Here is a 24295-nt window from a genome sequence, read left to right on the forward strand (position 1 = left end):
GTCAGTCTCGCGTCACGCGCAGCAGTTCGGCGCGTGAAGTGACGCCGGTCTGCACCAGCCGTTCGCCGTCGGCGCGCATCGAGCGCAGGCCGCCGCGCTCGGCCGCGGTGAAGATCTGGCTCTCGGGCGCGCGGCTGTGGATCAGCGACTGCACCGCTTCATCGGCGACCAGCAGTTCGAAGATGCCGGTGCGGCCCTGGTAGCCGGTCTGGCCGCAGGCGTCGCAGCCCACGGGCACGGCCTCGCCGTTCTCCGAGCGGGTGGCGCAGGTCGGGCACAGCTGGCGCACCAGCCGCTGCGCGAGCACGCCCAGCAGCGAGGAGCTCAGCAGGAAGGGTTCGACCCCCATGTCGGTGAGCCGGGTGACGGCGCTGACCGCGTCGTTGGTGTGCAGCGTGGCGAGCACCAGGTGGCCGGTCAGCGAGGCCTGGATCGCGATCTGCGCGGTCTCGAAGTCGCGGATTTCGCCGATCATGATCACGTCCGGGTCCTGCCGCAGGATCGCGCGCAGGGCCTTGGCGAAGGTCAGGTCGATCTTGGCATTGACCTGGGTCTGGCCGACACCGGCCAGCTCGTACTCGATCGGGTCTTCCACCGTCATGATGTTGCTGCGCGTGGCGTCGAGCCGCGCCAGCGCCGAGTACAGCGTGGTGGTCTTGCCCGAGCCGGTCGGGCCGGTCACGAGGATGATGCCGTGCGGCTGTGAGATCAGGGTCTCGAAGCGCGACAGCGTGTCGCCCAGCATGCCCACCGATTCGAGCGTGAGCTTGCTCTCGTTCTTGTCCAGGAGCCGCAGCACCGCGCGTTCGCCGTGCGCGCTGGGCAGGGTCGACACGCGCACGTCGACCGCGCGGGTGCCGATGCGCAGCGAGATCCGGCCGTCCTGCGGCAGGCGTTTCTCGGCGATGTCGAGGTCGGCCATGATCTTCAGCCGCGAGATCAGCGCGGCATGCAGCGCGCGGTTGGGCTTGACCACCTCGCGCAGCGTGCCGTCGATGCGGAAGCGCACCGACGACGTGCGCTCGTAGGGCTCGATGTGGATGTCGCTCGCGCCGTCGCGCGCGGCCTGCGTAAGCAGCGCGTTGAGCATCCGGATGATGGGCGCGTCGCCGGCCGATTCCAGCAGGTCCTCGACCGCCGGCAGCTCCTGCATCATGCGCGAGAGGTCGGCCTCGCCCTGCACCTCGCTGACCACCGTGGCGGCGTTCGATTCGCCGTTGGAGTAGGCGGCGCTGATGCGCTGCGCGAGCTGCTCGGTCGGCAGCGGCTCGAAGGTCTTGATCGCGAAGCGGCGCGCGACTTCGCCCAGCGCGCTGCGCGGCGGGTCGCGCGGCATCCAGAGCGTCAGGCTGCCGTCGTCGGCCTCTTCCAGAAGCAGCTGCTGGGCACGCGCGAAGGCGTAGGGGAGGGGGTAACGCATCGCCCGTCGGTGCTCAGGGAAGTTCGCGCGTGGTCGCGGGGTCGGCGGTCGGGGGCAGCGTGCCCTTGAGCGGCGTGTCCTTGGGCGCGACCCTGTTGTCGATCATCGGCGGCGGGATCAGGCGCGTGCCCTCGATGCGGCGGCTGCTGTCGTTCGACTCGGGCGTCGGCTGCAGCAGCAACTGGGGCAGCTGGGGCAGCACCGGCGCCTCGGTCACGCCGCGCAGCATCACGTTGTCGGTGGCCGGCTGCAGGTTCTGCTGCAGGGTGCGCAGCATGTCGTAGCGCTCGGTCGCGAGCGCTTCGCCGCTGATGCTGTCGCGCAGCACCATCGGGCGCAGGAACACCATCAGGTTGGTCTTCTTGCGGCTGCGCGTCTCGCTCTTGAACAGGTTGCCGAGCACCGGGATGTCGCCCAGGCCGGGCACCTTCTCGTCGGCGCGCGCGTATTCGTCGGTCAGCAGGCCGCCGATGACGATGATGCTGCCGTCGTCGACCAGCACGCTCGATTCGATTGAACGCTTGGAGGTGGTCGGCCCGTTGGTGTTGTTGGCGGTGCCCGCGACCACGCTCGACACTTCCTGGAAGATGGTCATCTTGACCGTGCCGTTCTCGCTGATCTGCGGCCGCACGCGCAGCGTCAGGCCGACGTCCTTGCGCTCGACGGTCTGGAACGGGCTGACGTTGGTGCTGCTGCTGCCGGTGTTGGTGTACTGGCCGGTCACGAAGGGCACGTTCTGGCCGATCACGATCTTGGCTTCCTCGTTGTCCAGAGTCAGCAGGTTGGGCGTCGACAGCACGTTGCCTTCGCCGTTGCTCTGCAGGAAGCGCGCCACCAGGCCCAGCGCGTTCACGCCGTTGATCTTGGTGCCCAGGCCGATGTTGAAGCCGCTCGAGGGCTGCGAGGGCACGCCGCCGGCCGCCGTGGCCGCCGACAGGTTGAAGATGTTCTGGCCGCCGAGGCTGGAGTTGGTGCCGACCGCGCCGGTGGAGCCGATGGCGGTCTGCCACTGCACGCCGAACTCGGCGGCCTTGTCGGCGTTGACCTCGACGATCAGGCTTTCGACCATCACCTGCGCGCGGCGGCTGTCGAGCTTGTCGATCACCGCGCGCAGCTGGCGGTACTGCGGCTCGGGCGCCGAGATGATCAGCGAGTTGGTCGAGGGGTCGGCCTGGATCTGGCCGCCGGTCGAGGGCTGGTTGGCGTTGTTGAGCGGCGTGGTGGCCGCGGCGCTGGTGGTGCTGCCGCTCTGGCTGCTGGTGCCGGTCTGGCCCGCGGTCTGCGGATTGGTGGCGCTGCCCAGCGTGCCGGCCGCGCCCGAGTTGCCGCCGGTGCCGCGCGCATCGGTCGACATGGCGGCGCGCAGCGTGGTGGCCAGCCGCACCGCGTCGGCGTTCTTGAGGTACACCACGTAGATGTTGCCGGCCGCGCCGTTGCCGTTGTCGAAGGCCGGGCGGTCGAGCTTGTCGACCAGCGTGCGCACCAGCTGGACCCGGGCCGGGTTGGCGGCGCGCAGGATCAGCGCGTTGCTGCGCGGGTCGGCCACCAGCGTGGTGCGGAAGGTGGCGTCGACGGTGCCGGGCGCGGCGCCCGCCGGGCCGGTGGCGCTGCCGCCTTCGATCAGCCGCGTGATCAGCGGCACCATGTCGGTGGCCACCGAGTGGCGCAGCGGGATCACCTCGATGTCCGACGCGTTGGGCACGTCGAGCGAGGCCACGATGCGCGCCAGGCGCTGCATGTTCTCGGCGTAGTCGGTGATCACCAGCGAGTTGTTGCCGGGGTTCACGTTGATGGTGTTGTTCGGCGCGATCAGCGGGCGCAGCACCGGCAGCAGGTTGTTGGCCGCCTCGTAGTTGAGCTTGAAGACCTGCGTGACGATCTGGTTGCCGCTCATGCGGGCCGCGGCGCCGGTGGAGCTGACCACGGTGCTGCCCTGCAGCTTGGCGTCGGCCTCGGGCACGATCTTGTAGAGCCCGTCGGCCTCGACGATCGCGAAGCCCTGCAGCCGCAGCGCGGCGGCGAACTGGTTGAAGGCGGCCGCGGGCGGGATCGCGCGGTCGGTCTGCAGGCTGATCGTGCCCTTGACGCGTGGATCGACCACCACGTCGCGGCCGGTGATCACGGCCATGGTGCGCGCCACCGATTCGATCTCGGCGCTGCTGAAGTTCAGCGTGATCGGCTCGCCGCGGCGCGGCGCGGCGTCCTGCGCGAAGGCCGAGGGAAGGCAGGCGGTCATCAGGACCTGTGCCGCGAGTGCGACAAGGCCGAGGCGCATGCCGTGAGAAGACAGATGCTTCATGGTCAACCCAGTGTGATGAGCGAGCGCGTGCCCTGGCGCCGCCCGATGATGTTCAACAAGTTCGAAAGCGCGTCTTCGCGGCCCGGGGCCGCACTGGCCTCGCCGTCGAAACGCATCGCGGTGCCGTTCCAGCGGCCGCTGCCGCTGAGCACCAGGCTGCCTTCACGGGTGGTCAGCAGCAGGCTCGGCGCGGGGCCGCCCTCGATGGTGACGCGGTAGCTGCCCATGGGGCGCAGCGTGGAAAGACTCGACGAGATGTCGGTGGCGTCGAGCGTGGCCCGGCCGGAGAGGCCGAGCGTGCGGCCCTTGAGTTCCATGGCGAAGGCCTGCGTCGACAGTTCGAGCATGCCTTGGGGCTTGAGCGTGTTCCAGGGCGCGCCGAAGCCGCTCAGCATCGCGGCCGGCCAGGTCGAGCGGCCGTCACCCCAGGCGAGCAGCGCGCCGTCGGCGCGGGGCCGCACCTGCAGGCGCAGCGGTTGCGGCGCGCAGCAGGGCAGCGTAAAGGCCGCGTTGACCGCGCCCCAGCCCGGCCGCAGCGTCCAGCTCAGCGTGCCGGGCAGCGAGATCGACTCGGCGCCGCGCCCGCCGCTGGAGAACACCACGCCGGCGTTGCCGTTCCAGACCGTGCCGCGCGCATTGATGAGCTGCAGCTGGTTGCCGCTGGCCTGGGCCAGGCCGGCGGCCAGCCAGCGTGCCGGCGCATAGAGCGCCAGCGTCGCGAGCCCGCCCAGCAAGGCCCCGACGAGCGCCCAGCGCCAGCCGGCGCTGGGGCTCGGTGCGTGGGAAGAGGAGCGGGTTGCCATGCGGGGCGGTCTCACTTCGCGGGCAGGTTCATGACCAGCGTGCCGTCCCAGCGCACCAGCGCATCGGCCGGGGCGGGGGCGGCCGTGGCGCCGCGCGGCGCCGGCGCGGCACCCGCCTGCGAACGCGTCAGGTGCACTTCGCGCGGCACCGCGCGGGCGTTGCCGCGCGCCTGGGCCAGCCATTGCGCCAGGCCGTCGGCCGAGGTGCCGCGCAGCGTGACCAGCACGCCTTCGCCGGCGCCGGCGACCTGCATCTGCGCATTGCCGCCCAGGCTTTGCTGCACCGAGGACTCGATGGCGCGCAGGGCTTCGTCGCGGCTCGCGCGAGGTTGCGATTGCAGGGCCCTGGCCTGGATCTGCAGCGCGCTCATGCGCTGCAGCTGGGCGTCGAGTTCGGCATGGGCGGCCGGGGCGGTGGCCAGGGTGCGCAGCGCCGGCGCCAGCCCGACCCACCAGAGCAGCGCCAGCAGCAGCAGCGCGACCATGCCCTGCACCAGGCGCTGTTCGCGCAGTGCGAGCGACGGCCACCAGGCGTCCCAGCGGGCTTGAAGCTTGTCGATCCACGGGCTCATCGTTGGGTCTCCGCCTGCACCAGCAGCAGGTCGCCTTCGCTGCGGGCGCTGTAGCCGCGCGATGCCAGCGTGGCCGACAGGGTGCTGGTCTCGGCCATGCCCAGGGCCAGGCCGCGCAGGCGCAGCTGGCCGCCGCTGTAGTCGACCGCGGTGGGCACGCGGCCGGGCGGCAGGCTGCTGGCCAGCGCGCCGAGCATGGGCTCGAGGTCGGCCGGCGACACGCCGCCGGTGGCCTGCTGCAGCGCCGCGACCTCGCGGGTCATCTGCAGCTGGGGTTCGTAGATCGGCACCGAGGGAAAGGTCTGGGCCAGGATGCTGCGGACCGTGCCGCGCTTGGCGTCGAGCGCGCGGCGCTCCTTCCAGGCCCAGGCGTTCACGCCGATGAGTTGCGCGGCCAGCAGCAGCAGCACGCCCCAGCGCGCGGCACGCCACTGCGGACCGCGCCACAGTGCCTGCACGATCGCGCCGAGCTTCTTGCCGGCGCGCGCGCGGCCGGTGGAGGCGAGATCGAACTGCGCCAGGTCCCAGCCCGACTGCGCGGCCTCCAGCCAGCGCTCGGCCGGCTTGGTGATCGGCAGCCGGTGCGCGAGCAGCTCGTCCGCCAGTTCGGCCACCGCCGGCTCGGCCGATGCGATCGTGTCTTCGGGCAGGCTGCCCAGCGCGCTGACGCCGGCGGGCGCGAGCGGCAGCGACAGCACGCCCTGGCTGTCGCACAGCGTGAGCGAGGGGTTCTCGGCCTGGCCGGTGGCGAACAGCCGCGGCGGCGCGCCCGCGGGTTGCGGCGCGAATTCGGGGACGATGCGGTTGACGCGGTGGCCCGCGCCTTCGAGCGCCTGGACCGCGCCGCGCAGCCAGGCCTTGTGGCAGGCGGCGACCCAGACCGGCTTGCCCGTGGCCGCGGAGGGCTCGAGCGCGAAGTGCAGGTTCTCGGGCTCCTCGAGCAGCCGGTCTTCGAGCAGGCCGTTGAGCACGGCGCGCAGGCGCGAACTGCTGCTCAGGCTGCCCTGCGGCAGCGTCACCTGGTGCCAGGACAGCGCGGCCGCGGGCAGGGCCAGCACGAGCTCGTCGCTGGTGGGCAGCAGGGCGGGCAGGGCATTGCCTTCGCCGCGTGCCTTGCGGCCATCGGCAGACCACATCGCCCAGCCGTACTCGCCACCGGTGGGCGCGGGTGGAGGGGGAAGGGTGACGATGAGCAGGGGCATGGCGGTCGAAAAGGGGGCTATTGTAGGAGAGGGCTGACCGCGTTCGCTATGGACTTCATAGCGATCGATTCAGTGCCGGTGCGTGCTCGCGGCACTTTTAATTGATCTTTGTGTCAGCACGTTTAACGTGTCACCTTGTCCGTGGGCAAGGTCACACCGGCACCCCGTTCGCGCCAGACGATGCTGATGTCCATGCCGTTGCGCTTCACCAGGGAATGCTCGTCCACCCAATGGCGATCGAGGCGCAGCCGGCCGTGCACTTCGAAGTAGCTGGTTTTCACCTCATGCTGCCCGTCGGGGAACTGCGCCGAGCCCATGTAGGGCTTGGCGTCATCCAGTTTGCGGAAATAGCTGCGTGCCCGCTGGGTCACCAGGCGCTGGGCGCCGGCGAGGTCGAGCTCGGGAATGCTGGCATACAGGGCCTCGGCGCTGGCGGTGTTGATGTTCAGCGGTGTGACCACCGGGAGCACCGTGACGTACGGTTCGATCACCGCCACCGTGGCCGGCGAGACGCCGAGCCAGACCAGCTGCGAGACCTGCTGCGGAATCAGCGGCTTGTCGGTGTCGTCCGTCGGTGCGCTGACCGGCGTGCCGCCGTTCGGGGAGGGCGCGGCCGGTGGCGGGTTGGCGCGTTGCAGGGCATTGGTCATGGTCGCCACCTCCTGCGGCGGCAGGCTCAGCAGCGCAAAGAGCTTGACGAAGGCCGCGACCGCCGCGGGCACCGGCTTGCCGTCTTTGACCAGGTTCATCACGTTGAGCTTGGACTGCGCATCGACGATGCGGCCCGACAGGAAGGCATCGGGCAGGCCCTCCAGCGCGTCGCTCGACACGTTCTTGTCGGCCGCCAGGAAGCTCGACAGGCGCGCTTCCTCGAGCGGCACCGCCCAGGGCTCGGTGAGATTGTCGTTGTCGAGGATGCGGCCGTCCTCGCGCAGGATCAGGCGCGACCAGTCGAGGGCGCCGATCAGCACCCAGGAAGCCTGGACCCGCGCGCGCTCGGCCGATTCGACCTCGGTCGCGCGCCATTGCTGCCACAGCGCCGCGGCGGCGAAGGTCGCCACCAGCGTGACCGTGAGCATCGCGGCCAGCAGGGCGGCGCCGGCCTGCCGGCCGGCAAGGGCGGGGCGGTGCGTGCTCATGATGTCTTCGGGGTGGCGGCGGTCGGCCGCACCCAGTCGCGGGTCAGCGTGCCGGTCAGGGCGGCACCGGGCGGGAGCTGCAGCACCAGGCGGATGCCCTCGGGGATCGTGGTGGTGTCGGTGCTGACCGCCTGGGTCCAGACGCCGCCCTGGAAATAGGCGAGCTGCCAGCTCGCCAGCGGCACCAGCGACAGCGCGCTGCCGCCGGCAACCACACCCTCCTGGCCCCAGGCGCCGGCACGGTCCCAGGCCTGCTGCCACTCGGCGCGGGTGACGATGGGGGGAGACTGCCAGCGTTGCCACTGCGTGGCGCCGGCCGCGTCGGCATGCATCGCCCAGGCCACCACGTAGAGCGCGGGCTGGCTGTTGTCCGCGCTGCGGCGCGTGAGCCGCAGCACGCTGCCGTTCCAGTCGAGCGGGCGCAACTGCGTGAGGGCCACCGTGGCGTCGAGGTCGGTCGACCATTGCGACAGCGTGGTCTGCAGCGTGAGCACCGCATCGCCGCGGGCCTGGGTCTGTGCCTGGGCGCGCGTCATGCCGTCGATGCCGCGCCAGCTCATCATGGCGAGCAGGGCCATGGCCGCGATCGCGACCATCAGCTCGATCAGCGTGAACCCGCCGGCGCTTGTTCGGGTGCGCATGTCAGTAGCGGCTGATCACGGTCGAGACCTGCAGCACGGAGGCGTCGGACGCGTCGCGCACCTGCACGTCGACGCGGCGGAAGTTGGGGTTGAGGGTCTGGATGGTCGACACCGTGACGCCGAAGTCCACGCCCGCCTGGCTGCATACCAGCGTGGCACTGCCGACGGCCGGCATCTGTCGCGACAGGCGGGCCTTGACCAGTTCGTTCTCGGCGCACAGCTGGGCCAGCATCACGTCGCTCTGGCGCTGGGCATTGCGGGTCAGCGCCGAGACCGCCTGCGTGCCGGCGGCCAGCGCGATGGCCACGATGGCCAGCGCGACCAGCACCTCGATCAGCGTGAAGCCGGCCGCCGCGACGTGGCGGCGGGTCATGGCGAGACCACCGCGAAGGGCCGCAGGCCGTCGGTGGCGATGCGCAGCGTGCGGCCCGGCGGGGTGCTGCTGGTGATCAGCACCTGCTGCGCGGGAACGATGGGTTCGGGCCCCAGCTGCAGGCCCACGACCGGCTGGCCATCGGCAGTGACCGCTTGCGCGCTGATGCCTTCGGACATCCAGGTGGTGGGGAGCGCGTCCGGTGGCAGGCCGTCGAAGGCGAAGGCGCCCGGGCCCTGCGGCGTGGGCCGCCAGCGCACCGTGGCGCCGCTGGCCCGCGACTGGGCGCGCGCCGATTCGAGCAGCGCGGCGAGCCGGTCGCCCTCGCGCTCGAGCGAGGCCTGCCCGGAGTCGCGCAGGGCCAGGCCGACGCCGGCGGTGGCGATGGCGATGATGGCGATCACCACCAGCAACTCGAGCAGCGTGAACCCGTCGGATCGAACGGGTGCCCGGACCTTGGGTGGCGAGGCGCGCTTACTGCCAGCTGCCGATGTCGGCATTGTTGCCCTCCCCGCCGGGCTGACCGTCGGCGCCCAGCGAGAGCACGTCGATCTCACCCTTGATGCCCGGGTTCAGGTACTGGTAGGGGCGGCCCCAGGGGTCGTTGGGCAGCTTCTCGACGTAGGGCTTCCAGTTCGGGGCGGCGGGGCCAGTGGTGGGGCGCGTCACCAGCGCCTGCAGGCCTTGCTCGGCCGTCGGGTAGCGCTGGTTGTCCAGGCGGTAGAGCTTGAGCGCCTGCATGATGTTGTTGACATCGGTCTTGGCGGCGGTGGCGCGCGCGTCGTCGGCGCGGCCGATCACGTTGGGCACGATCAGCGCGGCCAGCACGCCGATGATGACCAGCACCACCATCAGTTCGATCAGCGTGAAGCCGCGCTGCAGGGCGCGTGCGGTAGGGCTGCGGTAGGAAGACATGGGAAAAGTATCGGTCGTTGGCATGAAGGGAGTGCGTCGCTGCATGATAATCCGGCCCCATGTCGCTTCTCTACGCATCTCCTCGCTGGCCCGCCGCCACCACCACCCTCGGGGTGTGGGCGCTGGCCGCGGCCAGTGTGGTGTTCTGGGGACTGCGGCTGGCGTCGCCCAGCGACGGGCTGGCCCCGCCCCCGGTGGCCGGCGTGCCGGTCGCGACGATCGATTCCGCGGCGGTGGCCCAGCTCTTCGGCGCGCCCTCGGACAAGGCGGCCGCCGCCGTCGCGACGCCCCAGGCGGCCAGCCGCTTCGTCCTGCTGGGCGTGGTGGCCGACAGTGCCCGGCAGGGCGCCGCGCTGATCGCCGTCGACGGCAAGCCCCCGCGGCCCTTCCGCGTCGGCAGCCAGCTGGTCGATGGCTATGTGCTGCAATCGGTGAGCGTGCGCAGCGCGGCGCTGGGCGGCAGCGTCGGTTCGCCCACGGCGATCACGCTGCAGCTGCCGGTGCGGCCCATGGCGATTCCCTCCGCGCCCACACCCGTGACAGCGGGTAACAGCTGAGACCTTTGGCTCAGGCCTGCAGAAACAGGCGGTAGACCGGGTTCGCGGTTTCTTCCACGAAGGGGTAGCCCAGCGTCTTCAGGAACTCGTCGAAGGCCGCGTGGTCGCCGGCCGGCACCTGCAGTCCCACCAGGATGCGTCCGTAGTCCGCGCCCTGGTTGCGGTAGTGGAACAGGCTGATGTTCCAGTTGGGCCGCATCATGTTCAGGAACTTCAGCAGGGCGCCCGGCCGCTCCGGGAACACGAAGCGCAGCAACCGCTCGTCGTGGGCCAGGCCGGTGCGGCCGCCGACCATGTGGCGGATGTGCTCCTTGGCCAGGTCGTCGTGCGTGAGGTCGATAGCGCCGAAGCCGTGGGCCTTGAAGGTGTCGGCGATGGTGGTCGATTCGCCGCGCACGGTGGTCGTCAGGCCGACGAACACATGCGCCTCCTTCGTGTCGCTGATGCGGTAGTTGAATTCGGTCACGTTGCGCGACGCGCCCGGCAGCGCGCTGACCAGTTCGCAGAAGCGGCGGAAGCTGCCGCGCGCCTCGGGAATGGTCACGGCGAACAGCGCCTCGCGCTCCTCGCCGACCTCGGCGCGCTCGGCCACGAAGCGCAGCCGGTCGAAGTTCATGTTCGCGCCGCACAGGATCGCGGCATAGGTCTCGCCGCGCTTGCCATGGCGTTCGACGTATTCCTTGATCGCGGCCACGGCCAGCGCGCCGGCGGGCTCGACGATGCTGCGGGTGTCGATGAACACGTCCTTGATGCCGGCGCAGACGGCGTCGGTGTCGACCGTGATGAACTCGTCGACCAGGTCGCGCGCGATGCGGAAGGTTTCCTCGCCCACCAGCTTGACCGCAGTGCCGTCGGAGAACAGGCCCACGTCGGGCAGCGTGACCCGCTCGTGCGCCGCGACCGACTGCATCATCGCGTCGGAGTCGTTCATCTGCACGCCGATCACCTTGATCTCCGGGCGCACGGCCTTGATGTAGTTGGCCACGCCCGAGATCAGGCCGCCGCCGCCGATGGCGACGAAGACCGCGTCGAGCGGCCCCTGGTGCTGGCGCAGGATCTCCATCGCGATCGTGCCCTGGCCGGCGATCACGTCCGGATCGTCGAAGGGATGGACGAAGGTCAGGCCCTGGGCCGCCTGCAGTTCCAGCGCGTGGCCGTAGGCGTCGGAGTAGCTGTCGCCGAACAGCGCCACCTCGCCGCCCAACGCGCGCACCGCATCGATCTTGAGCTGGGGCGTGGTGACCGGCATCACGACCACCGCCCGGGTGCCGAGGGTGCGGGCGCTCAGCGCCACGCCCTGGGCGTGGTTGCCGGCCGACGCGCAGATCACGCCGTTGGCGAGCTGCGCGGCGCTGAGCTTGGCCATCTTGTTGTAGGCGCCGCGCAGCTTGAAGCTGAACACCGGCTGCTGGTCTTCGCGCTTGAGCAGGACGGTGTTGCCGATGCGCGCGCTCAGGGCGCGGGCGGGTTCGAGGGCCGATTCCACCGCGACGTCGTAGACGCGGGCGGTCAGGATGCGCTTGAGGTAGTCGGCGGGGGTCAGCGGGGGGGTGTTCTGTGGCATGGAACCCCGATCATAGTTTTCCACTGCCCCCCAAGACCGGCGCAAGCCATTCCAGGGACACCGCGGAACCGGCTTCGCCAGGCCGCCGGTGTCGGCCCCTCGAGGGGGCGGCGCTGAAAGCGAATCGGGGGTGGGACAGGTGCCCCCTTGAGGGGGAAGCGCTGAAAGCGCGTCGGGGGTGGGGCGGCCCTCAAGAAAAAAGCCCCGAGTCTTGCGACTCGGGGCTAAATCCACCAATTGAGAGGGTGGAGGAGACAACCGGTGCACACGGCTTCGTGTGCGATGAAATAAAGTATATCGGTTGTTTGCTGCAATGCAACAAGGCAGTGACGCTTTTCCCACACAAATCGGGCCGCGACCGTGATTTTTAGACGGTAGCGCCTACTTTTCCTGGAGTTTCTAGACATGGAATGCACAGTCAGCTGGACCGGCAACGCGGGCACGCGATCGGCCATGGGCTTCGTCGCCGAGACCGGCAGCGGTCACGTCCTCACGATGGACGGCGCGCCCGATGCCGCCAAGCCGCAGAACGGCGGCCAGAACCTCGCGCCGCGACCGATGGAAACCTTGCTTGCCGGCACCGGCGGTTGCACCGCCTACGACGTGGTGCTGATCCTCAAGCGCGGCCGGCATGCGGTGGAAGGCTGCAGCGTCAAGCTCACGAGCGAGCGCGCCGAGACCGATCCCAAGGTGTTCACCAAGATCCACATGCACTTCACCGTGACCGGCAAGGGCATCCCGGCCGCGGCCGTCGAGCGCGCCATCGCGCTGAGCCACGACACCTACTGCTCGGCCAGCATCATGCTGGGCAAGACCGCCGAGATCACCACCAGCTTCGACCTCGTCGAGCACTGAGCGGAGCCGTGGCGTCAGATCCGGTGCGCCACCGTGGTCATGACCTTGGAGGCGGCCCGCATCAGCAGCTTGGCCGGCGCCGGCAGGTCGGTGGCGCCCGCGTCCCAGGCCTGGGCGGCGTGGCGCGCCTCGTCCAGCTTCATCTGCGTCACCACGGCGCGTGATTCAGTGTCGCCCGCGGGCAGGCGGTCGAGGTGGCTGTCGAGGTGCGCCTCGACCTGCCGCTCGGTTTCGGCCACGAAGCCCAGGCTCAGCGGGTCGCCGGCGCGTCCGGCCAGCAGGCCCAGCCCGAAGGCGCCGGCATACCAGAGCGGGTTCAGCCACGAAGGGCGGTCCCCCAGCGCGTCCAGGCGCTCGCGGGTCCAGGCCAGGTGATCGGTTTCCTCCTGTGCGGCCTCCATGAAGTGCGCGCGCAGGAGCGGATCGCGGGTGGAAGCCGCCTGCGCCGTGTAGAGCGCCTGGGCGCAGACCTCGCCCACATGGTTCACCCGCATCAGCGCGCCGGCCTCCTTGCGCTGGGCCGGCGTCAGCTCCGAGGGAGCGGCCTCGGGTGCGGGCGTGGCGCGGGTGGCGTGCGGTTTGGCGAACAGGGTGCGCAAGGCCGAATCGGCGGCCACGAGGAACGGGTCGATGGAACGAAGCATCCAGCCATTCTGACGCGGTGGCGGCCCCGTGCCTCCGGGTCCTATTGCTTTTCACATGGTGGGAATTTGGGGGTGGGAGGTGCTTTGTCGCATCTTTGCAACGAAAGGCGCGGCCCAGTCGACATTTCGGGTGAATTCTTTTGCCCTGCCGCGGATGGTCTGGTGCAATAGCAACAACTTCCCAAAAGGAGGTTGGCCCGGGGTCCGGTGGGAGCGCAAAGTGTTCAGCACAGCGTTCTCTCTGCACCGGAGCCCTATGTTTAACCTTGGAGAAACTTGCAATGAAAAAATCCCTAGTTGCTCTGGCTGTTCTGGCTGCTGCCGGTGTTGCCTCGGCCCAGTCGTCGGTCACCCTGTTCGGTATCGTCGACGCTTCGGTCAGCCACTACTCGGTCAAGGATGGTCAAAGCCAGACCGTGCTGGGTAACGGCGGCTACAACTCCAGCCGTCTGGGCTTCCGCGGCACCGAAGACCTCGGTGGCGGCCTGGCTGCTGGTTTCTGGCTCGAAGCTCCCCTGTCGAACGACGACGGCAGCCAAGTGCGCGCCTTCAACTTCACGCGTCGTTCGACCGTGAGCCTGTCGGGTGGTTTCGGTGAAATCCGCCTCGGCCGTGACTACACCCCGACCTTCTGGAACGACACCGTGTTCGATCCGTTCGGCACCAACGGCGCCGGCACCAACGTGATCTCGACCATCCACAACGCTGGTGGCCTGATCGGTGGCCTGCCCGCAGGTGCTCTGACCGACGGCAACTACGTCCGCGCCAGCAACACCATCGGCTACTTCCTGCCGCCGAACCTGGGTGGTTTCTACGGTCAAGTGCAACTCGGCCTGGACGAGCAAGTGCACAACGACGTGGGCTTCAACTCGAAGGCCGGTCGTTATGTCGGCGGTCGCTTCGGCTACGCCAACGGCCCCCTGGACGTCGCTCTGGCTTACGCTCAAAGCAAGACCTTCAACTCGGCTACCACGTCGGTTGACGTGAACACGCTGAACCTGGGCGCTTCGTACGACTTCGGCGTCGTCAAGCTCTTCGGTGAACTGTCGCAAGTCAAGAACGACGTGCAACAAGCTGGTCTGGCTGACACCGACGCGAAGGCCAACGGCTTCCTGATCGGCGCTACCGCTCCGATCGGTGCTGGCCTGATCCGCGCTTCGTACTCGATCGTCAAGCTCGACGTCGACGGCGTGGCAAACGATCCGAAGGCTCAGAAGTTCGCACTGGGCTACGTGCACAACCTGTCGAAGCGCACGGCTCTGTACGCTACGCTGGCTCACGTGTCCAACAAGAACGGCGCGAACTTCACGACCTACCCGGGCGGCAACGCTGTGACCGGCATCGCTGGCACCGCGAACAAGAGCTCGAACGGCTACGACTTCGGTATCCGTCACTCGTTCTAATCCCTCGCTGGCCTTTGGCCAGCTTGGTTGAAAGAACCCAAAGCCGCCCGGCGCAAGCCGGGCGGCTTTTTTCATGCGCATCGTTTGCGATATCGGGCTTTTTCAGTCCAAAACAGTGCGCGCACACTGCATCTGCATGCGCTTGTCAACATCGCTTGACCCGGGGTCGGGCACGGTGCTTGCTCTGTAGCATTCATCCTTTTGACTGCCATCTCCTGAATGCTTGCTTTTGTTCTGCGTCGCCTGTTTCAGGCTGCGATCGTGATGGTCGCGGTGGCGTTCATCTCCTTCTTGTTGTTCCAGTATGTCGGCGATCCGGTCGTGTTCCTTTTGGGACAGGATGCGAAGCCTGAACAGATCCAGCAGCTGCGCTCGGACCTGGGTCTGGACCAACCCTTCTTCGTCCAGTTCTGGCACTTCCTCTCGAACGCGGTGCAGGGCGAATTCGGCCTGAGCCTGCGCCAGGGCGCGAAGGTCTCGCGGCTGATCGGCGAGCGCTTCCCGGCCACGCTGGAACTCGCGCTGGTCGCGGGCGTGATGGCGCTGGCCATCGGCATCCCGATGGGCGTCTACACCGCGCTGCGCCGCGGCTCCTTCATGAGCCAGGTCTTCATGACGCTGTCGCTGATCGGGGTCTCGCTGCCGACCTTCCTGATCGGCATCCTGCTGATCCTGGTGTTCGCGGTGCACCTGGGCTGGTTCCCCAGTTTCGGTCGCGGCGACACGGTGCAGCTCGGCTGGTGGAGCAGCGGGCTCTTCACCGTCGACGGCTGGATGCACGTGATCCTGCCGTCGATCACGCTGGCCATCTTCCAGCTCACGCTGATCATGCGGCTGGTGCGCGCCGAGATGCTGGAGGTGCTGCGCACCGACTACATCAAGTTCGCGCGCGCACGCGGCCTGAGCAACCGCGCCATCCACTTCGGCCATGCGCTGAAGAACACGCTGGTGCCGGTGATGACCATCACCGGGCTGCAGCTCGGCGGCCTGATCGCCTTCGCCATCATCACCGAGAGCGTGTTCCAGTGGCCGGGCATGGGCCTGCTGTTCATCCAGGCCGTGACCTTCGCCGACATCCCGGTGATGTCGGCCTACCTGTGCCTGATCGCGCTGATCTTCGTGGTCATCAACCTGGTCGTCGACCTGCTGTACTTCGCGGTCGATCCGCGCCTGCGCGTGGGCAAGGCGGGAGGGCACTGAGATGCAGGCGGCACGACTGCGGCCTGCGGGCCGCGCCTTCGCGCACATCGCGGAATTCCACCCCGAACTCACGGCCCTGCGCCGCGACCTGCATGCGCACCCCGAGCTCGGCTTCGAGGAGGTCTACACCGCCGCGCGCGTGAAGGAAGCGCTGCGCGCCTGCGGCGTCGACGCGATCCACGAGAACATCGGCAAGACCGGCTTCGTGGCCCTGATCCGCGGGCGCAGCGACACGCGCGGCGCGATGATCGGCCTGCGCGCCGACATGGACGCGCTGCCCATGACCGAGCACAACGACTTCACCTGGAAGTCGGCCAAGCATGGCCTGATGCACGGCTGCGGCCATGACGGCCACACCACCATGCTGGTCGGTGCGGCCCGCTACCTGGCCCAGACGCGCAACTTCGACGGCACCGCGGTGCTGATCTTCCAGCCCGGCGAGGAAGGCTTCGCGGGCGCGCGCGTGATGATCGAGGACGGCCTGTTCGAGCGCTTCCCGGTGCAGTCGGTCTACGGCATGCACAACTGGCCCTCGATGAAACCCGGCACCATCGGCCTCAACATGGGCGCGATGATGGCCGCGGCCGACCGCATCACCATCGACGTCACCGGCCGCGGCGGCCATGGCGCCCATGCCTACCAGACGATCGACCCGGTGCTGGTGTCGGCGCACCTCATCACTTCGGCGCAGAGCCTGGTCTCGCGCAACGTGCGCCCGATCGACAGTGCCGTGGTCAGCATCTGCGCGATGCAGGCCGGCGACCTGGGCGCGATGAGCGTGATCCCCGGCAAGGCCACGCTGGTCGGCACGGTGCGCACCTTCAGCACCGAGGTGCAGGACATGATCGAGCACCGCCTGCGCGAACTCTGCAGCGGCGTGGCGCTGGGCTTCGGTGCCAGCGCGAGCGTGAACTACGAGCGCATCTATCCGGCCACGATCAACACCGCGCGCGAGGCCGCCTTCGCCGCCGACGTGGCCGAGCGCCTGGTGGGCGCCGAGCATGTCGAGCGCGACATGGAGCCCAGCATGGGCGCCGAGGATTTCTCCTTCATGCTGCAGGTCAAGCCGGGTGCCTATTTGCGCATCGGCCAGGGCGGCAGCAGCGGCGCCGGCAGCACCTCGCTGCACAACAGCCGCTACGACTTCAACGACGAGATCCTGCCGCTGGGTGCCGCCCTGCACGCGGGCCTGGTCGAACAGGGCATGCCGCTCGCGCAGCAGGCCTAACCATTTTTTTCAACGCAGTCAGGAGTCCTTCCATGAACCTCAAATCCACCGTGCTTGCCACCGCCGTCCTGTCTGCGCTGTGCGCCGTCGGTACGGCCGCCAACGCGCAGACCATCCGCGTGGCGAACCAGGGCGACGCGCTGTCGCTCGACCCGCATTCGCTCAACGAATCGCTGCAGCTGAGCACCACCGCCAACGTGTACGAGACCCTGGTCGGCCGCAACAAGGACCTGAGCGTCGCGCCGCTGCTGGCCACCAGCTGGAAGCAGACCTCGGACACCGTCTGGCGCTTCGAGCTGCGCAAGAACGTGCAATTCCATGACGGCACGCCCTTCACCGCGGACGACGTGGTGTTCAGCTTCGCCCGCGCCGCCGGCGAAGGTTCGGACATGAAGTCCAACACCACCGACATCAAGGAAGTGCGCAAGATCAACGACCACGTGATCGAGATCGAGACCCGCGGTCCGTTCCCGATCCTGCCGGAGGTCATCACCCAGCTCATGATCCTGAGCAAGAAGTGGTGCGAGGAGAACAAGGCCACCACCCCGGTCGACCGCCGCAAGGGCATCGAGAACACCGCCTCGTTCAAGGCCAACGGCACCGGCCCCTTCCGCGTGCGCGAGCGCCAGCCCAACGTGCGCACGGTGTTCGTGCGCAACCCCACCTACTGGGGCAAGATCGAAGGCAACGCGCAGGAAGTCATCTTCACGCCCATCGCCAACCCGGCCACCCGCGTCGCGGCCCTGGTCTCGGGCGAGATCGACGTGATGGAACCCGTGCCGGTGCAGGACATCGCGCGCATCAACGCCAGCCCCAACGCCCGCGTGATCGCCGGCCCCGAGCTGCGCACCATCTTCCTGGGCATGGACCAGAAGCGCGACGAGCTGCAGTACTCCAACGTGAAGGGCAAGAACCCGTTCAAGGACAAGCGCGTGCGCCAGGCCTTCTACCAGGCCATCGACATCGTCGGCATCCAGCGCACCGTGATGCGCGGCGCCTCGCGCCCGACCGGGCTGATGGTCGGCCCCGGCATCAACGGCTGGACCGAAGCCCAGGACAAGCGCCTGCCGCTGGACGTCGACGGCGCCAAGAAGCTGCTGGCCGACGCCGGCTACCCGAACGGCTTCGAGGTCACGATGAACTGCCCGAACGACCGCTACGTCAACGACGGCCAGATCTGCCAGGCCGTGGCCGCCAACCTGGCCAAGATCGGTGTGAAGATCAACCTCGCGGCCGAGACCAAGGGCACCTACTTCCCGAAGGTGCTGCGCCGCGACACCAGCTTCTACATGCTGGGCTGGACGCCCACCACCTACGACTCGCACAACGCGCTGACCGCGCTGATGGCCTGCCCCGACGACAAGACCGGCGCCGGCCAGTTCAACCTGGGTGCCTACTGCAACCCCAAGGTGGACGAGCTGACCAAGAAGATCCAGTCCGAGACCGACAAGGCCAAGCGCGACGCGATGATCAAGGAGGCCTTCGACCTGCACACCGCCGACGTCGGCCACCTGCCGCTGCACCAGCAGACGCTGGCCTGGGGCGTGAGCAAGAAGGTCGCGCTGACGCAGATGGCCGACAACTACATGCCCTTCAAGTGGATGAGCATCAAGTAACTGGCCCACCCCCGGCTCCGGCGCACTGCGTGTCGCCGGACTCCCCCTCAAGGGGGCAACACCAGCGGCCCGGCAAAGCCGGTTCCGCGGTGTTTCACGAACGGGCTTCGCTTCGCTTGCCATCGGGCAGGCAAGAAGCGGCGCCTTCACTACTCTCACGATGACAAATACTCTCGCGCGCTGGTACGACAGCGACGTCGGCTACAGCTTCCGGACCTCGCCCGTCGCCATGGCGGCGGCGCTGGTCGCGTTCGTCTGCATCTTCTGTGCGGTCTTCGCCGGCTGGGTGTCGCCGCACAACCCCTTCGACCTGGCCAAGCTGGAACTCATGGACGCGCGCCTGCCGCCGGCCTGGTATCCGGAGGGCAGCCGCAAGTACTTCCTCGGCACCGACGACCAGGGCCGCGACATCCTCTCGGCCGTGATCTACGGCGCGCGCATCTCGCTGATCGTCGGCGTGGTGTCGGTGGTGCTCTCGGTCGCGGTCGGCACGATGCTCGGGCTGATCGCGGGCTTCCGCGGCGGCTGGGTCGACGCGGCGCTGATGCGCCTGTGCGACGTGATGCTGTCCTTCCCGCCGATCCTGGTCGCGCTGCTGATCTCGGGCGTCGGCCGGGCCCTGTTCCCGCAGGCCGACACCACGGTGGCCTTCGGCGTGCTGATCTTCTCGATCTCGCTGACCAAGTGGGTCGACTACGCGCGCACGGTGCGCGGCTCGACCATGGTCGAGCGCAACAAGGAATACGTGCAGGCCGCACGCGTGATCGGCGTGGCGCCGCTGCGCATCATGGTGCGCCACGTGCTGCCCAACGTGACCGGCCCGGTGATGGTGCTGGCCACCATCCAGGTCGCGACCGCCATCATCACCGAGGCGACGCTGTCCTTCCTCGGCGTCGGCGTGCCGCCGACCTCGCCCTCGCTGGGCTCGCTGATCAACAGCGGCAACCAGTACCTGTTCTCCGGCGAGTGGTGGATGATCGTGTTCCCCGGCCTCATGCTGGTGCTGATCGCACTCAGCGTGAACCTGCTGGGCGACTGGCTGCGCGACGCGCTCAACCCGAGGCTCCGCTGATGACCGCCCCCCTGCTCGAAGTCCGCAACCTGGTCGTGGAATTCCCCGGCCGCCGCGGCACGCTGCGCGCGCTGGACAACATCTCCTTCGACATCGCCCCGGGCGAGATCCTCGGCGTGGTCGGCGAGTCCGGTGCCGGCAAGTCGCTCACCGGCGCGGCCATCATCGGCCTGCTCGAGCCGCCGGGCCGCGTGGCCGGTGGCGAGATCCGGCTCGAGGGCGAGCGCATCGACCAGCTCTCGCACGAGAAGATGCGCCACATCCGCGGGCGCAAGATCGGCGCGATCTTCCAGGACCCGCTGACCTCGCTCAACCCGCTCTACACCGTGGGGCGCCAGCTGGTCGAGACCATCCAGGCGCACCTGCCGGTCAACGGCGCCGAGGCGCGCCGGCGCGCCATCTCGCTGCTGCAGGACACCGGCATTCCGGCGGCCGAGCAGCGCATCGACCACTTCCCGCACCAGTTCTCGGGCGGCATGCGCCAGCGCGTGGTGATCGCGCTCGCGCTCGCGGCCGAGCCCAAGCTGATCGTGGCCGACGAGCCGACCACCGCGCTCGACGTGTCGATCCAGGCGCAGATCATCCAGCTGCTCAAGCGCATCTGCAAGGAACGCGGCGCCGCCGTGATGCTGATCACGCACGACATGGGCGTGATCGCCGAGACCTGCGACCGCGTGGCCGTGCTCTACGCCGGCCGGATCGCCGAGATCGGCCCGGTGCAGGAGGTGATTCACCAGCCCGCGCACCCCTACACGATGGGCCTGATGGCCTCGATCCCCGACATCGAAGTCGACCGCGAACACCTCAACCAGATCGACGGCGCCATGCCCCGCCTCAATGCCATTCCGCGCGGCTGCGCCTACAACCCGCGCTGCCCGCGCGTGTTCGAGCGCTGCACGCAGGAGCGGCCCGATTTGATCAACGCCGGCGCCACGCGCGCGGCCTGCTGGCTGCACGATGCGCACGACCCGCACACCGCGCTGCACGGGCAGGGAGCGGCGGCATGAGCACGACGACGAACACGATGAATACCTCGCAGGCCGGTGTGCCGTTGGTCGAGGTGCGCGACCTGGCCAAGACCTTCGACGTCTCCTCGCCCTGGCTCAACCGCATGATCGAGCGCAAGCCGCGGCAGCTGCTCAACGCCGTCGACGGCGTGAGCTTCGAGATCGAGCGCGGCAAGACGCTGGCGCTGGTGGGCGAATCGGGCTGCGGCAAGAGCACGGTCGCGCGGCTGATGGTGGGTCTCTACGGCCCCACGCGCGGCGGCATGCAGTTCGACAACCAGGACGCGCACGCCGCCTTCAAGACGCCGGCCGGCCGCACGCTGCGCCGCCGCATCCAGATGATCTTCCAGGACCCGTACGCGAGCCTGAACCCGCGCTGGATCGTCGAGGACATCATCGGCGAGCCGCTGCGCGAGCACGGCATCCTCAAGGAAGGTCCGGCGCTCAAGCAGCGCGTGGGCGAACTGCTGCAGTCGGTGGGCCTGAGCCCGCTGGACATGCCCAAGTACCCGCACCAGTTCTCGGGCGGCCAGCGCCAGCGCATCTCGATCGCGCGCGCACTGGCCACGCAGCCCGAGTTCCTGGTCTGCGACGAGCCCACCTCGGCGCTCGACGTGAGCGTGCAAGCCCAGGTGCTCAACATCATGAAGGACCTGCAGCGCCAGCAGGGCCTGACCTACCTCTTCATCTCGCACAACCTCGCGGTGGTGCGCCACGTGGCAGACCAGGTGGGCGTGATGTACCTGGGCCGGCTGGTCGAGGTGGCGGACAAGCACAAGCTGTTCGACAGCCCGCAGCACCCGTACACCCGCATGCTGCTCGACGCGATCCCGCAGATGAAGCACACCGGCCGCGCGCGCACGCCGGTGCAGGGCGAGGTGCCGAACCCGCTGAACCCGCCCACGGGCTGCACCTTCCACCCGCGCTGCCCGCACGCCAACGCGCGCTGCAAGGCCGAGCGGCCGCCGCTGCAGATGCTGCGTGGGGTGAAGGTGGCCTGCCACGCGGTGGAAGAGGGGCGGATCTAAGCGCCGAGGCGCCCCGTTCCAGAAACACCGCGGAACCGGCTTTGCCGGGCCGCCGGTGTTGCCCCCGGAAGGGGGAAGGCGAAGCGACACGAAGCGCGCGAAGCCCTCGGGGGAGAGCTATTGCTCTTCGCTCCAGGCGAAGCCGTCCCTGGCGATCATCGCGCTCGACGCACTCGGCCCCCAGGTCCCGGCCGCATAGGGCCGCGGCCCGCCGTCCGAACCCCAGCTGTCGATCAGCGGCTCGACCCAGCGCCAGGCTTCCTCCTGCTCGTCGCTGCGCACGAACAGGTTGAGGCGGCCGTCGATCACGTCGAGCAGCAGGCGTTCGTAGGCGCCCACGCGCTCGCTGCCGAAGCGCTTGTCGAAATCCAGGTCGAGCTGCACCGGCGCCAGCGGCTGCGTGGCGTCGCCGCTGTTGCTGCGCTTGCGGTTGTCCTGGGCCTGCGACAGCAGGTGCAGCTCCAGGCCGTCCTTGGGCTGCAGGTTGATCACCAGCTTGTTGCGCGCACCGGCCGGCGCGCGGAAGATGGCGTGCGGCGTGGAGCGGAAATTGATCTCGATGCGCGCATCGCGCGAGGCCAGGCGCTTGCCGGTGCGGATGTAGAAGGGCACGCCGGCCCAGCGCCAGTTGGCGATCTCGGCGCGCAGCGCGACGAAGGTTTCGGTGCGGCTCTGCGGATCGATGCCGGCCTCCTGCAGGTAGCCGGGCACGCGTTCGCCATAGGCGGTGCCGGCCGTGTACTGGCCGCGGATCGCGTGCAGGCCCAGGGTCTCGGGCGTCCAGGGCTTGAGCGAGCGCAGCACCTTGAGCTTCTCGTCGCGCAGCGCGTCGGCATGGGCGTTGATGGGCGGCTCCATCGCGATCGCGCAGACCAGTTGCAGCGCATGGTTCTGCACCATGTCGCGCAGCGCGCCGGTCTGGTCGTAGAAGGCGCCGCGCTTCTCCACGCCCAGGTCCTCGGCGATGGTGATCTGGATGTTGGCGATGTGCTCGCGGCGCCAGATGGGTTCGAACAGGGCGTTGCCGAAGCGCAGCGCGAACAGGTTCTGCACCGAGGGCTTGCCCAGGTAGTGGTCGATGCGGAAGACCTGCTTCTCGCTGAGCACCTTGCCCACCGCCTCGTTGATCGCGCGGTTCGAGGCCAGGTCGTGGCCCAGCGGCTTCTCGAGCACCACGCGGGTGCGCGCGGTGTTGAGCCCGGCCGCCGCGATCTGCTCGACCACCTGGGTGAACAGCGCGGGCGCGGTGGCAACGTACATCACCACCGTGTCGGCGTTGCGGCGCTCGAGCGTGTCGGCCAGCTTGGCGTAGTCCTCGGGCTTGGACAGGTCCATGCGCAGGAAGTACAGCATCGAGGCGAACTTCTTGAACTCTTCGGGATTGGGGCGCTTGGAGCCCTCGACCGCCTCGAAGCGCGACTGGATCAGTTCGCGGTACTGGTCGTCCGACAGGTCGTCGCGCGCCACGCCGATGATGCGCCCGCCTTCGGGCAGGCTGCCGTGCCGGAAGGCCTGGAACAGGGCCGGCATCAGCTTGCGCCATGCGAGGTCGCCAGTGCCGCCGAACAGAACGAGGTCGAAGCTCATGGAAGGAAAATCCGTGAAGTGGGTGAAATGCCGAATACGAAGCTTGCCATCCGAATGGTACTTGTACCGATTCGACAACCGTGGCGTGCGGGCTACGCTCGAGGGGGCGGCCCGTGGGCCGCCGTTCCATTGTCAAAGGCGAGAGTCCAACATGAACAAGAAGTTTTGGGTCGCGGCGGCCCTGGTGGGCATGGCGACCGGTGCATCGGCACAAGGTACCGTCAACGTCATCTGCTCGGTGCAGGCCGACTGGTGCAACATGATCGCGACCGTGTACGCACGCACCACCGGCGTGAAGATCAACCTGGCCCTCAAGGGCTCGGGCGAGGCATTGGCCCAGCTGATCGCCGAGAAGGACAACCCCAAGACCGATGTCTGGTTCGGCGGCACCGGCGACCCGCACCTGCAGGCGGCCGAGATGGGCCTGACGCTCGATTACAAGTCGCCCAGCCTGCCGCAGCTCTACCCGTGGGCGCAGCAGCAGGCGCAGCAGTCGGGCTACAAGACGGTGGGCGTGTACTCGGGCCCGCTGGGCTTCGGCTACAACACCGAACTGCTGAAGAAGAAAAAGCTGGCCGTGCCCCGCAGCTGGGCCGACCTGCTCAAGCCCGAATACAAGGGTGACATCCAGGTCGCCAACCCCGCCTCCAGCGGCACCGCCTACACCATGATCGCCACGCTGGTGCAGATGATGGGCGAGGACAAGGCCTTCGAATACCTCAAGGGCCTGCACAAGAACGTCGGCCAGTACACGCGCTCGGGCACCGGCCCGATCAAGGCGGTGGCGCGCGGCGAGACCGCGGTGTCGATCAGCTTCGTGCACGACGCGCCGCAGGAGAAGATGCAGGGCTTCCCGGTCGAGACCGTCACGCCTTCGGAAGGCACGGGCGCCGAGATCGGCTCGATGAGCATCATCAAGGGCGCGCGCAACCTCGAGCAGGCCAAGAAGTTCTACGAATGGGCGCTCACGCCCCAGGCCCAGACCTTCGGCGCCGCCGCCAAGCAGTACCAGCTGCCCTCGAACAAGGCGACCGCGGTCGACCCCAACGTGCCGGACTTCAAGAAGATCAAGCTGATCAACTACGACTACGCGAAGTACGGCGCCAGCGCCGAGCGGCGCCGCCTGATCGCGCGCTGGGAGAAGGACGTCAACTCGCTGCCGCGCTGATC

23 protein-coding genes are annotated in these 24295 nt (G+C 68.8%); 10 read left to right on the plus strand and 13 right to left on the minus strand.

The window, feature by feature from the left end:
• Position 1: 1 nt before the first annotated feature.
• The 10 genes from gspE to gspG form a co-directional block, all read right to left on the minus strand.
• Positions 2-1420, minus strand: coding sequence for a type II secretion system ATPase GspE (gene gspE / locus QTI20_RS13080; RefSeq protein WP_286551443.1), 1419 nt, complete (start codon positions 1418-1420; stop codon positions 2-4).
• A gap of 13 nt (positions 1421-1433) precedes the next feature.
• Positions 1434-3719, minus strand: a complete 2286-nt coding sequence (gene gspD / locus QTI20_RS13085) for a type II secretion system secretin GspD (protein WP_286551444.1) — start codon at positions 3717-3719, stop codon at positions 1434-1436.
• Between the two features lie 2 nt (positions 3720-3721).
• Positions 3722-4522, minus strand: coding sequence for a type II secretion system protein N (gspN, locus tag QTI20_RS13090; protein WP_286551446.1), 801 nt, complete (start codon positions 4520-4522; stop codon positions 3722-3724).
• 11 nt (positions 4523-4533) lie between these two features.
• On the minus strand, positions 4534-5094 hold the full coding sequence (locus QTI20_RS13095) for a type II secretion system protein M (RefSeq protein ID WP_286551448.1): 561 nt from the start codon (positions 5092-5094) through the stop codon (positions 4534-4536).
• Positions 5091-6296, minus strand: a complete 1206-nt coding sequence (gspL, locus tag QTI20_RS13100; RefSeq protein ID WP_286551450.1) for a type II secretion system protein GspL — start codon at positions 6294-6296, stop codon at positions 5091-5093. The genes QTI20_RS13095 and gspL overlap by 4 nt, the downstream gene beginning before the upstream one ends.
• 122 nt (positions 6297-6418) lie before the next feature.
• Complete coding sequence (gspK, locus tag QTI20_RS13105) at positions 6419-7435, minus strand: type II secretion system minor pseudopilin GspK (RefSeq protein ID WP_286551453.1); 1017 nt, start codon at positions 7433-7435, stop codon at positions 6419-6421.
• Positions 7432-8076 carry a PulJ/GspJ family protein gene (locus QTI20_RS13110; protein ID WP_286551456.1) on the minus strand — a complete coding sequence of 215 codons (645 nt, stop codon included), beginning with the start codon at positions 8074-8076 and terminating at the stop codon, positions 7432-7434. The genes gspK and QTI20_RS13110 overlap by 4 nt, the downstream gene beginning before the upstream one ends.
• A gap of 1 nt (position 8077) precedes the next feature.
• On the minus strand, positions 8078-8449 hold the full coding sequence (gene gspI, locus QTI20_RS13115) for a type II secretion system minor pseudopilin GspI (protein ID WP_286551458.1): 372 nt from the start codon (positions 8447-8449) through the stop codon (positions 8078-8080).
• On the minus strand, positions 8446-8949 hold the full coding sequence (locus QTI20_RS13120) for a prepilin-type N-terminal cleavage/methylation domain-containing protein (RefSeq protein ID WP_286551461.1): 504 nt from the start codon (positions 8947-8949) through the stop codon (positions 8446-8448). The genes gspI and QTI20_RS13120 overlap by 4 nt, the downstream gene beginning before the upstream one ends.
• Positions 8924-9364: a type II secretion system major pseudopilin GspG gene (gene gspG, locus QTI20_RS13125; protein ID WP_286551462.1), complete on the minus strand. Its 441-nt coding sequence runs from the start codon at positions 9362-9364 to the stop codon at positions 8924-8926. The genes QTI20_RS13120 and gspG overlap by 26 nt, the downstream gene beginning before the upstream one ends.
• A 59-nt stretch (positions 9365-9423) precedes the next feature.
• Here gspG and QTI20_RS13130 point away from each other — a divergent pair, with 59 nt between their 5' ends.
• Positions 9424-9921, plus strand: coding sequence for a type II secretion system protein N (locus QTI20_RS13130; protein WP_286551463.1), 498 nt, complete (start codon positions 9424-9426; stop codon positions 9919-9921).
• Between the two features lie 10 nt (positions 9922-9931).
• On the opposite strand, the gene ilvA is transcribed toward QTI20_RS13130, so the two are convergent.
• Complete coding sequence (gene ilvA / locus QTI20_RS13135) at positions 9932-11485, minus strand: threonine ammonia-lyase, biosynthetic (RefSeq protein WP_286551464.1); 1554 nt, start codon at positions 11483-11485, stop codon at positions 9932-9934.
• Between the two features lie 405 nt (positions 11486-11890).
• On the opposite strand from ilvA, the gene QTI20_RS13140 reads away from it, so the two are divergent.
• Positions 11891-12340: an OsmC family protein gene (locus QTI20_RS13140; protein WP_286551466.1), complete on the plus strand. Its 450-nt coding sequence runs from the start codon at positions 11891-11893 to the stop codon at positions 12338-12340.
• 14 nt (positions 12341-12354) lie between these two features.
• On the opposite strand, the gene coq7 is transcribed toward QTI20_RS13140, so the two are convergent.
• On the minus strand, positions 12355-12984 hold the full coding sequence (gene coq7, locus QTI20_RS13145) for a 2-polyprenyl-3-methyl-6-methoxy-1,4-benzoquinone monooxygenase (RefSeq protein ID WP_286551467.1): 630 nt from the start codon (positions 12982-12984) through the stop codon (positions 12355-12357).
• A 281-nt stretch (positions 12985-13265) separates the two neighbouring features.
• Between coq7 and QTI20_RS13150 the strand changes: the two genes are divergently transcribed.
• The 7 genes from QTI20_RS13150 (at position 13266) to QTI20_RS13180 (ending at position 21538) form a co-directional block, all read left to right on the plus strand.
• Positions 13266-14387: a porin gene (locus tag QTI20_RS13150; RefSeq protein ID WP_286551468.1), complete on the plus strand. Its 1122-nt coding sequence runs from the start codon at positions 13266-13268 to the stop codon at positions 14385-14387.
• 219 nt (positions 14388-14606) lie between these two features.
• Positions 14607-15587 (plus strand): ABC transporter permease, encoded by a 981-nt coding sequence (locus QTI20_RS13155; RefSeq protein ID WP_183028895.1) that lies wholly within the window; start codon positions 14607-14609, stop codon positions 15585-15587.
• Between the two features lies 1 nt (position 15588).
• Positions 15589-16815: a M20 aminoacylase family protein gene (locus QTI20_RS13160; protein WP_286551471.1), complete on the plus strand. Its 1227-nt coding sequence runs from the start codon at positions 15589-15591 to the stop codon at positions 16813-16815.
• Between the two features lie 32 nt (positions 16816-16847).
• Positions 16848-18431 (plus strand): ABC transporter substrate-binding protein, encoded by a 1584-nt coding sequence (locus tag QTI20_RS13165; RefSeq protein ID WP_286551473.1) that lies wholly within the window; start codon positions 16848-16850, stop codon positions 18429-18431.
• Positions 18432-18591: 160 nt separating this feature from the next.
• Positions 18592-19503, plus strand: coding sequence for an ABC transporter permease (locus QTI20_RS13170; protein WP_183028892.1), 912 nt, complete (start codon positions 18592-18594; stop codon positions 19501-19503).
• On the plus strand, positions 19503-20510 hold the full coding sequence (locus QTI20_RS13175; protein WP_183028891.1) for an ABC transporter ATP-binding protein: 1008 nt from the start codon (positions 19503-19505) through the stop codon (positions 20508-20510). The genes QTI20_RS13170 and QTI20_RS13175 overlap by 1 nt, the downstream gene beginning before the upstream one ends.
• On the plus strand, positions 20507-21538 hold the full coding sequence (locus tag QTI20_RS13180; RefSeq protein ID WP_286551476.1) for an ABC transporter ATP-binding protein: 1032 nt from the start codon (positions 20507-20509) through the stop codon (positions 21536-21538). The genes QTI20_RS13175 and QTI20_RS13180 overlap by 4 nt, the downstream gene beginning before the upstream one ends.
• A gap of 117 nt (positions 21539-21655) precedes the next feature.
• Here the strand turns inward: QTI20_RS13180 and zwf are convergent, their stop codons facing one another.
• Positions 21656-23125, minus strand: coding sequence for a glucose-6-phosphate dehydrogenase (gene zwf / locus QTI20_RS13185; RefSeq protein ID WP_286551477.1), 1470 nt, complete (start codon positions 23123-23125; stop codon positions 21656-21658).
• Positions 23126-23276: 151 nt separating this feature from the next.
• Between zwf and QTI20_RS13190 the strand changes: the two genes are divergently transcribed.
• Positions 23277-24293, plus strand: coding sequence for an ABC transporter substrate-binding protein (locus QTI20_RS13190; RefSeq protein ID WP_286551479.1), 1017 nt, complete (start codon positions 23277-23279; stop codon positions 24291-24293).
• Positions 24294-24295 lie beyond the last annotated feature (2 nt).

Source organism: Variovorax sp. J2P1-31 (assembly GCF_030317215.1).
Lineage (GTDB): Bacteria > Pseudomonadota > Gammaproteobacteria > Burkholderiales > Burkholderiaceae_C > Variovorax.

Coding starts and splice junctions, on each gene's coding strand:
- gspE (WP_286551443.1), bottom strand. CDS start 1,420: ATGCGTTACCCCCTCCCCTACGCCTTCGCGCGTGCCCAGCAGCTGCTT.
- gspD (WP_286551444.1), bottom strand. CDS start 3,719: ATGAAGCATCTGTCTTCTCACGGCATGCGCCTCGGCCTTGTCGCACTC.
- gspN (WP_286551446.1), bottom strand. CDS start 4,522: ATGGCAACCCGCTCCTCTTCCCACGCACCGAGCCCCAGCGCCGGCTGG.
- QTI20_RS13095 (WP_286551448.1), bottom strand. CDS start 5,094: ATGAGCCCGTGGATCGACAAGCTTCAAGCCCGCTGGGACGCCTGGTGG.
- gspL (WP_286551450.1), bottom strand. CDS start 6,296: ATGCCCCTGCTCATCGTCACCCTTCCCCCTCCACCCGCGCCCACCGGT.
- gspK (WP_286551453.1), bottom strand. CDS start 7,435: ATGAGCACGCACCGCCCCGCCCTTGCCGGCCGGCAGGCCGGCGCCGCC.
- QTI20_RS13110 (WP_286551456.1), bottom strand. CDS start 8,076: ATGCGCACCCGAACAAGCGCCGGCGGGTTCACGCTGATCGAGCTGATG.
- gspI (WP_286551458.1), bottom strand. CDS start 8,449: ATGACCCGCCGCCACGTCGCGGCGGCCGGCTTCACGCTGATCGAGGTG.
- QTI20_RS13120 (WP_286551461.1), bottom strand. CDS start 8,949: ATGCCGACATCGGCAGCTGGCAGTAAGCGCGCCTCGCCACCCAAGGTC.
- gspG (WP_286551462.1), bottom strand. CDS start 9,364: ATGTCTTCCTACCGCAGCCCTACCGCACGCGCCCTGCAGCGCGGCTTC.
- QTI20_RS13130 (WP_286551463.1), top strand. CDS start 9,424: ATGTCGCTTCTCTACGCATCTCCTCGCTGGCCCGCCGCCACCACCACC.
- ilvA (WP_286551464.1), bottom strand. CDS start 11,485: ATGCCACAGAACACCCCCCCGCTGACCCCCGCCGACTACCTCAAGCGC.
- QTI20_RS13140 (WP_286551466.1), top strand. CDS start 11,891: ATGGAATGCACAGTCAGCTGGACCGGCAACGCGGGCACGCGATCGGCC.
- coq7 (WP_286551467.1), bottom strand. CDS start 12,984: ATGCTTCGTTCCATCGACCCGTTCCTCGTGGCCGCCGATTCGGCCTTG.
- QTI20_RS13150 (WP_286551468.1), top strand. CDS start 13,266: ATGAAAAAATCCCTAGTTGCTCTGGCTGTTCTGGCTGCTGCCGGTGTT.
- QTI20_RS13155 (WP_183028895.1), top strand. CDS start 14,607: ATGCTTGCTTTTGTTCTGCGTCGCCTGTTTCAGGCTGCGATCGTGATG.
- QTI20_RS13160 (WP_286551471.1), top strand. CDS start 15,589: ATGCAGGCGGCACGACTGCGGCCTGCGGGCCGCGCCTTCGCGCACATC.
- QTI20_RS13165 (WP_286551473.1), top strand. CDS start 16,848: ATGAACCTCAAATCCACCGTGCTTGCCACCGCCGTCCTGTCTGCGCTG.
- QTI20_RS13170 (WP_183028892.1), top strand. CDS start 18,592: ATGACAAATACTCTCGCGCGCTGGTACGACAGCGACGTCGGCTACAGC.
- QTI20_RS13175 (WP_183028891.1), top strand. CDS start 19,503: ATGACCGCCCCCCTGCTCGAAGTCCGCAACCTGGTCGTGGAATTCCCC.
- QTI20_RS13180 (WP_286551476.1), top strand. CDS start 20,507: ATGAGCACGACGACGAACACGATGAATACCTCGCAGGCCGGTGTGCCG.
- zwf (WP_286551477.1), bottom strand. CDS start 23,125: ATGAGCTTCGACCTCGTTCTGTTCGGCGGCACTGGCGACCTCGCATGG.
- QTI20_RS13190 (WP_286551479.1), top strand. CDS start 23,277: ATGAACAAGAAGTTTTGGGTCGCGGCGGCCCTGGTGGGCATGGCGACC.